Raw genomic sequence first — 13,179 nt, 5'->3', positions numbered from 1 at the left:
TATGCTTAACATTGACGACGTCACAGAAATTGAAGCTGATAGCCTGGCGATGCCTCTGCAGATAACCGCCAGCCAGCAGGAAATGCTGGAGCGCCTGCATAACCATACTGCATTCAGCGAACAGATTATTCTGCTCTGCGGGCCGCAAGGTGCCGGCAAGTCATCTATTCTTGAAGTTTTTCTGGAGCAGGCATCCGATTATGCCAATCTGGCCTATCTACCGAGCCCCGGGAACCTGCAACCCACTTCAATTCGTAAGCGCTTGCTTAAACAACTGGTGCAACTGGATGCCTACGCTACGCAAGACACTCTGGAAGAGGCTCTGCAACGTAACCTGAAGAGCGGCACCCAGCATATTGTAATTGTTGTTGATGACGCATCTGGTTTACCCCCCGCCATATTGACTGAGTTTCAGTCGCTGCTGGCTAACAGCGAGTTAAATACACGACAAACCCGTTTTAGCGTTATTCTTGCAGGGTCCTTAGACTGGGCAGCCAGAGCTAAAAAAGGCTTATCGCTGGGTGCCGCTGAGCCCCCCGTAGTGCTTAAAGTAGAGCCTTTTAATAGCACTGAAAAAGCCTGGTTTGCCCGTTCCCTGCTGGACACCCAACCCGTGCAAGTCAGCGACCACAGGCTACGTGAGCTGTTGCCCGGCATGGGCGGTTACCCTGGCGACATTCAGAAAAAATTACAAGATCTGGTCATGCCCCCTAAACCTAAGCCTCAACAGAGCCCGGGGCAGGAAAACGATAACTCTAAGCGCAACAGCTCGTGGTTGTCGGCGGCGCACAATAAGGTATTGGTTATTGTTGCCGTTGCAGCCTTGCTCAGCCTGGCCTTCACTTTGTTCCTGCACCGCGAAACTTTGCAGGACAAACTAAGCGCAGAACCCTCCGGAGAGCAGGAGAGTGCCATTGAGCAGACTCCGCCAGGACAGGGACCTGACACAGTAGTTGAAACCGCGGCCGAAGAGACCGAACCAGAAGCCACCAGCCCAACTACACTGGATTACGGAGATATGCTCAGCCGCCTACGGCAAAGCAGTCAGGAAAACCGCTCTGAACGCGACCTGCGTTTTCAGTTGGTACAGCCATTACAGGCGCTGCAGGATGCTGAAGTTGAAGTTGAAGAAGCACCAGAAGCACCGGCTGAAGACACAACTGCTCCCATTGCAGAGGTGGATGCGGCGGAAAATGACTGGCTGAATAGCTATGACAACCAGGCCCTGTGGAAAGCCGAAGCAGACAGCTATGTATTGCAGATTGGTGCCTTTAGCGAAGAAAACCGCCTGCAAAGTTTCCTCAGTGAATTTGAAAACGAGCTGGACACTATGATTTATCATACCGAGCGCAACGATAGCGACTGGTATGTCATAACACTAGGCCGTTTCGCCAGTGCTGAAGAAGCCAGAGCATACCTGGAACAAGACGATGCACTGGGTGAATTACAGCCCTGGCCCAAGTCCGTAGCGGCAATCCATAACGAACTGGCTGTAGTCCTGGAATGAGCCAGCCGTCAGCCAAAAAAAATCGCGCTTTTCTGAAGTGGGCCGGCGGCAAATACAGCCTGGTTGAGTCGATTAATAAACTACTACCGCCCGGCGACAAGCTGATCGAGCCTTTTGTTGGTGCCGGTTCGGTATTTTTAAATAGTAACTACGATAAATACCTGCTCAATGATATTAATCAGGACCTGATCAATCTGTATCAGGTTGTCAAAAGACGGCCAAAAACCTTTATCGCCGATGCCAGACAGTTATTTACGCCGTTGCAGAACAATGCCGATGCTTTTTATGCCCTGCGTCGCGAATTCAACCTGAGCACGGATACCTATACCCGCTCACTGCTGTTTTTATACCTCAACCGGCATGGTTACAACGGTTTGTGCCGTTATAATGGCAGTGGCCAGTTTAATGTGCCTTTTGGCAAATATAAGAAACCTTACTTTCCCGAAGCCGAGCTTGAGTTCTTCGCCGAAAAAGCAAAACGCGCGACTTTTACCTGCCAGCCATTTCAAAACAGTTTTCGCCGCGCACGCAAGGGTCAGGTCATGTACTGTGACCCGCCGTACCTGCCCCTCACAGTAAGCGCTAACTTTACCAGTTACGCCAGTGGTGGTTTTAGTTTTACCGAGCAGGGTATTCTCGCTCAGAAAGCTGAACAGGCGGCATTTAAACGGGGTATTCCGGTGCTTATCAGTAACCATGACACTGAACATGCCCGACTATTTTATAAACGTGCTGAATTAACCGAGTTGATGGTACACCGCTATATCAGTCAGAATGGAAGCACCCGTAATAAAGTAGCGGAACTGCTTGCCTATTACCCGGCTAACCCTATTACCTGAGGAGCCAGCTAGCGATGACAACATGGCAACTGAAAGCATTCAGCGACTTGTCCCTGACCCAACTCTACGACTTGTTGGCGTTGCGTCAGAATGTCTTTGTAGTTGAGCAAAACTGCCCATACCCCGATGCCGACGGCGATGATATGAACTGGCTGCATTTGCTCGGCTACCATGCGGATGAACTGGTAGCTTATGCCCGTATACGTCCAGGTTCCGCAGAACAACCCGCCAGAATTGGACGCGTGGTGGTCGCAGAACATGCCCGCGGTCAGCAGTTAGGCCGTCAGTTAATGGAAGAATCCATGAGCCTGGTTCTGAATCGCGAGCAATGCACTGAAATCGTTATCGGTGCCCAGCTCTACTTACTGGACTTTTATACCTCACTGGGCTTTATCAGCGAAGGTGACGATTACCTGGAAGATGGCATACCCCATCAGGACATGAGGTACCGTAATGATCGCTGACCAGCAAGTGCCGCTTATCGCCGCCGAACCTGAATTTAGCGCAGCAGCGGCAGCTATGGCACAACGTTTTGGGTTGGCTGTGGCGGACAATGAACATCCTTTTGTGCTTGAGCTTTCAGCTCAGGGATTGCAACTGCGCTGGCGGGAACAACCCAAAACCAGTCCGCTATTACCCGACTTTGTTCGGGGCAAACAAGCCTGGCGACGCCAGGCTGGCGGCATGCGTCAGGAAGCTATTGTGCGGGCACTGGGCATTGCTAAAGGCCATCGGCCGAGCATTCTGGACGCCACAGCCGGGCTGGGCCGGGATGCCATGATTCTGGCCCATGCAGGCTGTGAAGTACGCCTGCTAGAGCGACACCCGGCTATTCACGCACTGCTGACCAATGCTATCGAACGTGCCGCTCAGGATCCTCAGACGGGATCCTGGATGTCTACTCATATTCAGGTGTTGCCTTGTGGCAGTTTACTGGATTCAAAAACCATGCAGAGTTTGCGCAACCAGCCTCCGATGGCGATTTATCTGGATCCTATGTTTCCGCATCGGGAAAAATCAGCCCAGGTAAAAAAAGACATGCAGATGCTGCAAAACCTGGTCGGGGCCGACCCGGATGCTGATAATCTATTACCTGCGGCGTTAGCGCTAGCGACTCACCGGGTAGTGGTAAAGCGGCCGGTGAAAGCCCCAGTGCTGGGCGGACAAAACCCCAGCAACCAGGTGATCAGCAAAAAACACCGCTTTGATATCTACAACAAACAGCCTTATTAACGGCCGGCTAAAGGTCTGGGTGTAATGACCTGAATTTGTGGTCTTGTCAGCATATTCCAGCCATTATTCCAGTCCGCTTGCAGGTTTTCCTGATCATCTTCGATTTCAACCAACACGCGCTGCCATGCCAACACAACAAAGCTGTCTTCGCTATCCACCAGGGGTTTCCAGCGCTGTTCCAGGCAATCTCCGGCAACACATAAATCGCTGAAATCCTCTAAACGCATGGCCATTTCGTCAGACTCCTGTGTCCAGCTCATCGGCGCTTCATTTTGATGACGGAAATTATTCTGGCACCAGGGCCGATACAGTGAAAGCTGCTCACCACAAGTGAAACTTACCGCAAAACCCCGATTATCATCGGTAATCTGATAACCACGCCAGTCCGGATGTGCCTGCAACTCGCCCTGCGCATTATAAAAACCCGGATTCAGAAAGTCACTGGCCACCACCTGTAACTGCTGACTACTGCTGTTAATAAACAGGCGCGGGCTGATGGAACCCGGTGTTATTGGCAGTAATACCCGCAACTCTTCGCTAAGCTGTTCATTTTCTTCAGTACGTACCAGTGCTGAAGCCATGTTTTCGGCTGCAAAACTGACCTGCCAGATTTCCGTCGGCCCTTCCGCAAACTCCAGCGTCAGGCGGCCATCATCTTCATTCAGTTGCCAGTCACCGGATAGCTGCTGAAACTCACTGCTAAAGCTACCGTTCTGATAAAACCTGAAAATATCCGCTTCGCCCAGGCCCTGCTGGCCACCTGCAGCCGTCTGGCCCAGCGCCCAGCTCCCTACAATGCCATGCTCAGCAAAGTAATCAGGCCGTGCGCTCAGCAGACTACGATCGGACATTAAATAAGTGCTGCGACTGCCCGCATAAGGTCGCGCATCCACCTGATGCTGCTGGCCCCGGGCAGTAAACTGGAATGCTTTGAAATAGCCACTTTCCAGTGCTACCACAGGGGCAAAAACCGACGACTGCTGGCGCAATGGCATCAGTTCCAGCTCATCAATAGCTAAGGTAACTGTGACCGGTCTGTCCATATTCCCCCAAAGGCGCCACAACTCTGCACGGTTAGGCATGTGATCGAAGGCTTCGCGCACGCTTATTTCAAATTCCTGCTCACGCGGATGGATCAGGTTTACCTGCACGCCTGAAGCATTGCTCTGCCATTGCAGGCGATGCGCTGAATCGCCTTCTGACGACGCCCGGCCATCGCCGGCATCGCCCAGCTCTATGAACCTCCAGCCCTGCTTAGCATGCATCGGGGTATAATCAGCATGCACAGGCTGGGTCAATACGTAAGAAGCAGCCCAGTCATCAGATGCGAACTGCGGCATCACCTGGTCATCCCGCAGTGTGTGGGTGATCGCCCGCGTCAGATCATCTCCGGGTTCGCCGTTCTGCAGTAGTGTATTCAGGTAATTCTGATAACCGCTTTCGCTTTGCAACAGCTGCAATACGTGGCCGTAACCACTGGGCAGACGAAAGGCACTGTCGTCGACCAACAGTTTAATCACTCCGGCCATGTGGATTAACTGGTCCGGGTCAAGCTGCTGAGAGCGCTGATCAACTTCTTCCTGACTAAGCGTAGACGCAGAGGCGATGCCTCTGAGCACCATAACGGAATAGGCGGTACTTAACTGAGTGATTTGGACGTCATTCAACTGCTCACGGGTCACCCGGCGCTCGTCGTTCATCAAAGAAAGTAAACGGGCCGGGGGCACTATAATAGTTTGCAAACTGACATCTTCCTGCGCTACCCGGCTGACACCACGAGCTTTTATGATCAGAGTATCGTCCAGTTCCAAATCCTGTATGTCGAAGGTGAATTCATAAAAACCCTGAGCATCCGCCTCAGTTTCTAACAACTCACCAGCGTACTCAGTGGTCACCCGTGCATAAGGTATCGGCTGATCAAAAACACGTCCGGCTATAGTCACTTCCTGTACGACATCAATATTGAGATTAATCTGTTGCTGTTTATCGTCCAAAACTACCCGATAGGTCAACGCATCCACCCCAGCAAAACCAGGTGATGGAGTATAGGTAATAACCCGGCCATCCACCTCAAGCTGGCCATGCTCTGGCGATCCCACGCTGACTAATTCATAGTCACTATCTTCCGACAATAACTCAAGGCTCTGTGGCTCATCGTTGACCACTCGCATCATCTGCGCAAATTCACTCTCCGCCTCATCATCCGAGTCAGCTCCCGCAAAACAGCCACTCAGTAAAAAGAGCGTACCTAAAACTATCAATCCGTGTCGCATAGCATTCCTGACTGCAAATAATAACGTGATTCCAATTATACCCACTTATTGGTGCTTTTATACATACTGAAACCATGCGCTAGTTTATTAATCCTGACAAGCTTCTGTTACCAGGAGAAAGTCAGCGTCTGTCTGGGCTGAGGATAATTCATTAAAAAAGCCAGTCAGTTAAACTGACTGGCTTTCGGCTAAGCTCTTACTCTATGAAATACCGGGTCAATTAATACCCCACCAACACCGCAAACATCAGCGCCAGGCTACAGACTACCAGTAGCTTCAGCATCAAAGGCGCCATAAAGCGGAACCAGCGATCATAAGGAATGCCGGCAAGGCCGAGTATGCCCATTAGTACCGGATTGGTGGGCACTATCATGTTCATAAAGCCATCGCCCATCTGGAAGGCCAGTACGGCCACCTGGCGCCCTATCTCTGCAGTATCTGCAATAGGCACCATAATCGGCATGGTTACAAAGGCCTGACCGGAACCGGACGGAATGAAGAGGTTCAGCAACGACTGAATCAACAACATGCCAACCGCACCAAAATAACTGCCCATCATGTCGATAGGCATCGAGAGGTAATAAATCACCGTATCCAGCACCTGACCATCTTCCAGAATCATCGCGATGGAGCGGGCAAAGCCGACCAGTAAAGCAGTCGCGGTTAGCTGCGCTGCACCATCAATGAACTTCTGTGCCGCTTCATCAAATTTAATGCGCCCAATGAAAATAGTAGCTATGCCCAGTCCGACAAACAAAGCGCTCAGTTCAGTCAGGTACCAGCCCTGCTGACTAATACCATACACCAGGGTTGCCAGTGTCAGACCAAAAGCCACCAACACCATGATATGAGTACGGTTGAAGTCCGGGTAAGCATCTGGGTCGGAAATCACTTCGTCGCCAGGTACGTCGTACAGCAAAGAGTTCTTAGGGTCCGCTTTGACCTTTTTTGCGTAACTGTACACATGATGGAAACCGACCAGGAAAATAGGCACTAACAGCGCAATACGTAACCAGGCACCACTGCCTGGCTGCACTTCAGCAATGGCCTGAGCGATCACCACGGTGAAAGGGTTGAACAGCGACAAACCATAACCCACGCCGTAACCGACCACCAGTATGCCCATAGCCACCATGGCATCCAGTTTAATAGCCCTGCACAAACCAACGAGGAGGCCGACAAAAACCACATATTCAGCAGCCATGCCAATCAGGCTGGAGAACAGGCCAAAAATGAACATGCCACTAAAAATCAGCAGTCCCATACGATCGCCAAATTTCTGCAGCATTTTGCCAATCACCGCATCCAGCGCACCGGTGTGCCGGATAATGCCCAATACACCACCGATCAGGAAGACAAAGAATATGACATCCTGAGCCGCCGCTAAGGCACGGGGAATTACGGTCAATAAGGTTTGCGGCCCCAGAATTTCGGCGTCTTCATGCAATTCGAAGCTGCCCGGCGTGACCACGGTCTGGCCATCGACCATCTGACGCTCAAAGGATCCCGTTGGCAGGACCCAGGTTAAAACCAGTGCCGCCATCATCATCATGAACATGAGCACTAGCGTGTGAGGTATTTTTATTTTAGACATACACCTATGTTCCCAAAATTTAAACGCGCTCTAGACTATGCAAATTGGCGCTTTCACGCAAATTTAATTGTCTTCCATGCTAGAATAGTCAGCGATTTTAAACACTGACCCGAGACATCTGAATGCCTGCACATGAGCAAAACTTCTTCGACATCATTATCTTAGGCGCAGGTGCCGCCGGTTTGCACTGCGCCGCTACCGCCGCACGCCGCGGACGCTCAGTACTGGTGCTGGATCATGCTAAACAGGCAGGCAAGAAGATTCTGATTTCAGGCGGTGGCCGCTGTAACTTCACCAATATGTATAGCACCCCGGAGAACTTCATCTCCAGCAACCCGCATTTTTGCAAGTCGGCACTCAGTCGTTACACTCAATGGGACTTTATTGCCCAGGTCGACAAACACGATATTGCCTGGCACGAGAAAACCCTGGGTCAGTTATTCTGCAACGACAGTGCCAAAGACATAGTGCGTATGTTACTTAAAGAATGCTCAGACGCCGGCGCCCAAGTGCAACTGCGCACGGAAGTGTTGAAGGTTGCTTATGACAATGAAAACTACGAAATACAAAGCAGTCAGGGCGACTACCAGGCCAAAAGCCTGGTGATCGCCACCGGCGGCCTTTCCATGCCCAAGCTGGGAGCTACTCCGCTGGGCTACCAGCTCGCCGAGCAGTTTGGCCACTCGATAAAACCCGTGCGTGCCGGCCTGGTGCCTTTCACCCTGCACGAACAGGACAAAGATGCTTTTGCTGATTTATCCGGCCTGGCTACAGAGATCCAGGCCAGCAATGACGATGCCAGCTTTAAAGAAGCCATGCTTTTTACCCATCGCGGTCTCAGCGGCCCGGCTATTTTACAGATATCTTCCTACTGGAAAGCCGGCGAAGCCGTGACCATCAACCTTCTTCCTGACATGGACGCTCAGCAGGCCTTGCGCGAGGCTAAGCAGAACTCGCCTAAACAAGGCCTGAAAAGCTGGTTACAGCAACAGTTTCCCAAGCGCCTGACTGAGGTGTTACTTACCCGCGAACAATGGCCACAAAAGAACCTGGCCGACTACAGCCACCAACAACTCGACGACATCGCCACCACACTCAACGGCTGGCAGTTAAAACCCAACGGCACCGAAGGCTACCGCACTGCGGAAGTCACCCTGGGCGGCGTCAATGTGGATGAGGTCAGTTCTAAAACCATGCAAAGCAAACTACAGCCAAACCTCTATTTCATCGGCGAAGTGCTCGACGTCACCGGCTGGCTAGGCGGCTACAACTTCCAGTGGGCCTGGTCATCCGCCTGGGTCTGTGGGGAGGCGGTTTAACTGATGACAAATGTCACTCCTTATTGGTGACATTTGTGCCTGCCGCGATGCTTTGTCTGTCGCCATACTTCTTTACACACGAATGGCGTGTATAAAGGAGATATCAAATGAAAACGTTAATGATTAGTGCAGCCTTGTTATGCCTTTCAGGCACGGGGTTTGCTCATACTTTGTCAGATATTGAACGGGCTTCAGATCGCATTGATTTAGTGTCTTTGCAGCAATACAGCAAAGATGCCGAAAGTGACTATGCACTGGCCTATGCCAATTATCGGTTGGCGGTGGTGTCCAGCATTATGGGCCAGCAGGAACAGGCTAAGCAGGCACTTAAACAAGCGGCGGTATTGTTGCAGGAACAGCTTCAGGAGCAGCCGGATGCCGAACGCCACGCTTTGTTAGCTGCTGTTTATGGCATGCAAATCGGGGTGGAGTCATCGTCTGACTTAGCCACTCTGGGTAAGAAAGTAGAGCGGCACCTGACCCAGGCGGAAGAATTGGCAGCCGATAATCCCCGGGTCAAATTGGTACAGGGAATGTCGGCATTCTACACACCCCCTGCTTTTGGTGGTGATGCCAAAAAAGCAAAACGTCATATGCAAGAGGCGGTGCGGTTATTCGAACAACCCTGTAGTAATATTTGCTGGGGCCATGCTGAAGCCTATACCTGGCTGGGCATGTTTCAGCTGCAAGAGGGTAATACCGATGCAGCGCGGCAACACTGGCAGCAGGCATTACAGGTGAACCCTGATTATGGCTGGGCCCAGTATATGCTGGCTCAGCAGTAGTCCTGTCAATCTATAGCTTAACTAAGGCAACGTCATGCTGATTTCCAATGCAACCCGACAGTCAGAATTGAAATTTAGCTGGGTCTATCTGTTTAACCTGCTGTTTTATTTGCTGCCTGTATTTTTTGTCGACTACAGCAGTTTGCAGCTACTCGCTATTGGTGTTGTCTTAGTCCTTTTTCTGCCCTGCTACTTCTGGGCTTTCCGGGCCCCTCAACACAAAGTCTGGCTGCCCGCGCTATGTATCTGGATCCTGGCCAGCCTGATTACCCCGATTAACTACGGGTCCGTCGCACTTTTTGCTTATACTGCTTTTTTCACCGGTTTTGCCTTCAGATTCCGCGTAGCACTTCCGTTATGTGCACTGCAGATTCTTTGGATCCTGTTGCTGGCGAGAACTCTGAGTGTCGACGCTATTGAGTTTTTCTACTTCTCCGGCATTTTGCTTCCGGGCATTTTTGCCATTGGCGTAGCTGAGCGTCACCGACAGTCTGCTCAGCGCCGCGACGAAAAGTCCGCCCATGAAATAAAGAACCTGGGACAGCAGCTGGAACGTGAACGCATTGCCCGTGATTTGCACGACTTGCTCGGTCACTCTTTATCCAGCATTGCGCTCAAAGCCGAGCTGGCTGAGAAACTATTAAGCAAAGGAGACACCACGGCAGCACGCAATGAGCTACAGGAACTGATAGCTGTCAGCCAACAGAGCCTCAATCAGGTCCGGCATAGCGTCACCGGCTATCGCCATCAGGGCTTAAAAAATGAACTTGAACAGCTAAGTCAGCAACTTAAAACGCAAGGTTTTAATGTGACAGTGCAAGGACCGATTCCCGACTTTAACCCGCTGGCCGAAACCGCGCTGGTTATGATTTTAATCGAACTAACGACCAATATATTGCGTCACAGCAAAGGCGACCAGGTACGCTTTGAGTTCTGCGAAGATACACAAGGACATAAGATTATAATCTGTGACAATGGCAGCAGTATCGAGTTCACCCCAGGCAATGGGCTACAAGGGGTACAAGAGCGCATTGAGCTGCTGCAAGGCAAGCTGCATATTAACCATGGCGATGCGATCTGTATCACTTTACAATTGCCTTTGACGAGTACAACAAAAGAGCATGACGCATGAAGATTCTGTTGGTTGAAGATCAGAATATGGTACGTGGCGCCCTGGCGGCCCTGTTGCGTATGGATAATGAAACTACAGTGGTCGAAGCCTGTGATGGCCAGGCGGCAATGCTTTGCCTGCAACAAGAAGACTTTGATGTAGTGCTCACCGATATCGAAATGCCGCAGCTTAGCGGCCTTGAATTGTTACAGCATGTGCGCCAGCACTATGCCTGTAAAGTGGTCATTCTGACCACTTTTGGCCGCGCCGGTTATGTGCAACGCGCGCTGAAGCTTGGAGTCGACGGCTTTTTATTAAAAGATGCCTCCACAGAGAGTTTACTGCGAGCCCTGCATGATATTTTACAAGGCAGACGGGTGATTGATCCGGAACTGGCCATGCTAGCTATTGGTGAGCAGGATCCGCTGACCGATAAAGAACGCAAAGCGCTGAAATTAGCAGCCGAGGGCAAATCCACCAGCGATATAGCTACCGCACTCTTTATTGCTGAAGGTACGGCGCGTAACTATTTATCTGAAGCAATCGCAAAAATGGCCGCCAGCAATCGTATTGACGCGGCCCGCATCGCTCAGCAAAAAGGCTGGTTGTAACCGCAAGTCGCTAGCTCCACAGCAGCGTCCAGGCCTGTAACCAACCCATCAAAATAAGCACTACGCCGAGCACCTGATACCCCATGCGCTGAGTGCTGTCAAAACCCCGTTTGCGCAACAGTCTGGCGATCGCAGCGGGTACCAGAATGAGCGCTGTGCCCAGGTGCAACAAAAGCAAGGCGCAGAACATGGCGACCTGCTGCATGGGCAATAAACGGACCGCCAGAAATACCAGTAACACAACCAGCGCTACAGCAGCTGCCGCATATACAAAACCTTTCACCCATGCATTATCACGAACAGAGCTGTACTGACCCATAACTACTTCACCTGTTAACTATTACTTTACTCACAAAACTTTAGCACATTATTGTCGGTTCCTTACTAAGTTGCTAGAGTTACATGAATTTAACAACCTTACTTAAGGAACATCAGAGTGCGGTTTTGCATGCCTGTGCCCAGATTATTTATGTTGTTGCTCTGTTCGCTGGCGATAACCGCCTGCAGCAGCCGCCCCTCGAGCGAAATTCAGTTGACGGACGCTGAGCAGTCACTGGTCAACTCTGCGGCCTACATTGCAGAGCGCTCCCCGCTGGTAGCTGATGTATGGCCAGGGTTCTGGTCTGCAAATGAGCCCTTCCTGTTATATCGCGTTGATGAACTAGCCTTGCTCATCACCGATAAAGAACCTATTGCAGGTTATGAACAAGTCGATGATGACTTACTGCCTTCTATGTTGCGCGGCCGTTCTTATTTTTATCCGGGCAGTCTGCCGCGCCTGGAAAGCGGCTTTGTACTCAGTTATCCAGTTCAAAACTACCAGGTCACCGCGGTACAATTGCAGCCCGACTCACGTAATAATTTAAGCACGCTGGTGCATGAAGCCTTCCACGCTTATCAACAGCAGCATTTCACTCCCGGCAGTCAGCCCCATGTAGATGATGAGGTGTTTTCAGCCTACACAGTGCGTGCTTTACTACGGATGCAACAGCGCCTTTTGCAACACATGCTGAACCTATCCGGCCAGGAATCACATGATTTTGCTCACGATTACCTGACATTACGTCTGGTTGGCGAACAAATCATGCCACCCTCGGCAATTCAATTGCAGCGCAATAGTGAACGTATGGAGGGTAGTGCTCAGCTGATGGGCTTGAAAGCAGTCTTCGGCCGTGCCGGAGATTCCTCCGCATTAACCGAACATTTGCAGCAGAGTCTTGAGGGTTCACCGGACGGTATACAGGAGCAAATGGATCTATGGGCAGCGGGTTATCATACCGGCGCCAGTTTAGCGCTTATACTGACCCGCTTTGAAGAAGACTGGCAAACACCGCTGGCCGAAGGCCGTCATCTGCAGCACATACTGGCAGACTTTACCGATTTCAATGCTGAAGTGGCATTGACTCAAGCCAACGACGTACTTGCCCGACATGACTTCAACCACTGGGTGGCCTGGGCGGAACGTCAGTCGATGAGAAGCGCACAACCCAGCGTCAGAGAGTTTACAGAACAACACTCAACCTGGGTGGAGCTGCGGATGCAGGTTTCAATGCAAGATGAGGAACCTGAAAGTGATATTAATTTCAGCAGCGGTCCCGCTGGCATGTCGCGCCCTCAGGAAAATATTATCCTGTTAGGCCGGGCTGAAAATCTGACCTTTTATTCGCACGGCGTGCGTCTGGTAGCGCAGCAGGTACCGGCACTAATCAACACTCAGGAACTACACAGGGGTGAAATACTGTTCAAAGTTGCTGTTACCGACCTGCCGCAACTCTGCGAAGGCCTGTCGGGCTGCACCTTAGAAAACTTAGGCCTGAATGTAGAAGGCCTGATTATTACCAGTGAGAATCCGGTAGATCTTAACTACCAGGATTCCACACTGAGTATTCAGATCCATTGATTATCAG

The 13,179-nt window shown here is 51.2% G+C and carries 12 protein-coding genes; 9 read left to right on the top strand and 3 right to left on the bottom strand.

Annotated elements, in window-relative coordinates; translation table 11 throughout:
• The first annotated feature begins 1 nt into the window (after position 1).
• Genes CWE09_RS11940 through CWE09_RS11925 form a run of 4 tightly spaced genes read left to right on the top strand, consistent with a single transcriptional unit; the run spans position 2 to position 3,579 of the window.
• On the top strand, positions 2-1,507 hold the full coding sequence (locus CWE09_RS11940) for an AAA family ATPase (protein WP_126804287.1): 1,506 nt from the start codon (positions 2-4) through the stop codon (positions 1,505-1,507).
• Positions 1,504-2,346, top strand: a complete 843-nt coding sequence (locus tag CWE09_RS11935) for a Dam family site-specific DNA-(adenine-N6)-methyltransferase (RefSeq protein WP_126804286.1) — start codon at positions 1,504-1,506, stop codon at positions 2,344-2,346. The genes CWE09_RS11940 and CWE09_RS11935 overlap by 4 nt, the downstream gene beginning before the upstream one ends.
• Before the next feature lie 14 nt (positions 2,347-2,360).
• A complete protein-coding gene (locus CWE09_RS11930; RefSeq protein ID WP_126804285.1) occupies positions 2,361-2,810 on the top strand; it encodes a GNAT family N-acetyltransferase in 450 nt (149 codons plus the stop codon).
• Entirely contained in the window at positions 2,800-3,579 is a 780-nt protein-coding gene (locus CWE09_RS11925; RefSeq protein WP_126804284.1) for a class I SAM-dependent methyltransferase, read from the top strand. Before CWE09_RS11930 ends, CWE09_RS11925 begins: the two co-directional genes overlap by 11 nt.
• Here CWE09_RS11925 and CWE09_RS11920 read toward each other — a convergent pair.
• A complete protein-coding gene (locus CWE09_RS11920) occupies positions 3,576-5,852 on the bottom strand; it encodes an Ig-like domain-containing protein (RefSeq protein ID WP_126804283.1) in 2,277 nt (758 codons plus the stop codon). The genes CWE09_RS11925 and CWE09_RS11920 overlap by 4 nt on opposite strands.
• 220 nt (positions 5,853-6,072) lie before the next feature.
• On the bottom strand, positions 6,073-7,446 hold the full coding sequence (locus CWE09_RS11915) for a YfcC family protein (protein WP_126804282.1): 1,374 nt from the start codon (positions 7,444-7,446) through the stop codon (positions 6,073-6,075).
• 122 nt (positions 7,447-7,568) lie between these two features.
• Here CWE09_RS11915 and CWE09_RS11910 point away from each other — a divergent pair, with 122 nt between their 5' ends.
• The 4 genes from CWE09_RS11910 to CWE09_RS11895 all read left to right on the top strand — a co-directional run bounded on the left by CWE09_RS11910 (position 7,569) and on the right by CWE09_RS11895 (position 11,272).
• Entirely contained in the window at positions 7,569-8,765 is a 1,197-nt protein-coding gene (locus CWE09_RS11910) for a BaiN/RdsA family NAD(P)/FAD-dependent oxidoreductase (RefSeq protein WP_126804281.1), read from the top strand.
• Positions 8,766-8,872: 107 nt separating this feature from the next.
• On the top strand, positions 8,873-9,550 hold the full coding sequence (locus CWE09_RS11905) for a tetratricopeptide repeat protein (RefSeq protein WP_126804280.1): 678 nt from the start codon (positions 8,873-8,875) through the stop codon (positions 9,548-9,550).
• A gap of 34 nt (positions 9,551-9,584) precedes the next feature.
• Entirely contained in the window at positions 9,585-10,682 is a 1,098-nt protein-coding gene (locus CWE09_RS11900) for a sensor histidine kinase (RefSeq protein ID WP_126804279.1), read from the top strand.
• The gene (locus tag CWE09_RS11895) at positions 10,679-11,272 is read left to right on the top strand and encodes a response regulator transcription factor (protein ID WP_126804278.1); all 594 of its coding nucleotides are present in this window, start codon (positions 10,679-10,681) and stop codon (positions 11,270-11,272) included. Before CWE09_RS11900 ends, CWE09_RS11895 begins: the two co-directional genes overlap by 4 nt.
• Before the next feature lie 10 nt (positions 11,273-11,282).
• On the opposite strand, the gene CWE09_RS11890 is transcribed toward CWE09_RS11895, so the two are convergent.
• A complete protein-coding gene (locus CWE09_RS11890) occupies positions 11,283-11,591 on the bottom strand; it encodes a hypothetical protein (RefSeq protein WP_126804277.1) in 309 nt (102 codons plus the stop codon).
• A gap of 129 nt (positions 11,592-11,720) precedes the next feature.
• Between CWE09_RS11890 and CWE09_RS11885 the strand changes: the two genes are divergently transcribed.
• Entirely contained in the window at positions 11,721-13,172 is a 1,452-nt protein-coding gene (locus CWE09_RS11885; RefSeq protein WP_126804276.1) for a hypothetical protein, read from the top strand.
• Positions 13,173-13,179 lie beyond the last annotated feature (7 nt).

This window comes from Aliidiomarina minuta (genome assembly GCF_003987145.1).
Classification (GTDB): domain Bacteria; phylum Pseudomonadota; class Gammaproteobacteria; order Enterobacterales; family Alteromonadaceae; genus Aliidiomarina; species Aliidiomarina minuta.
This window is presented reverse-complemented; position numbering and strand designations above follow the sequence as displayed.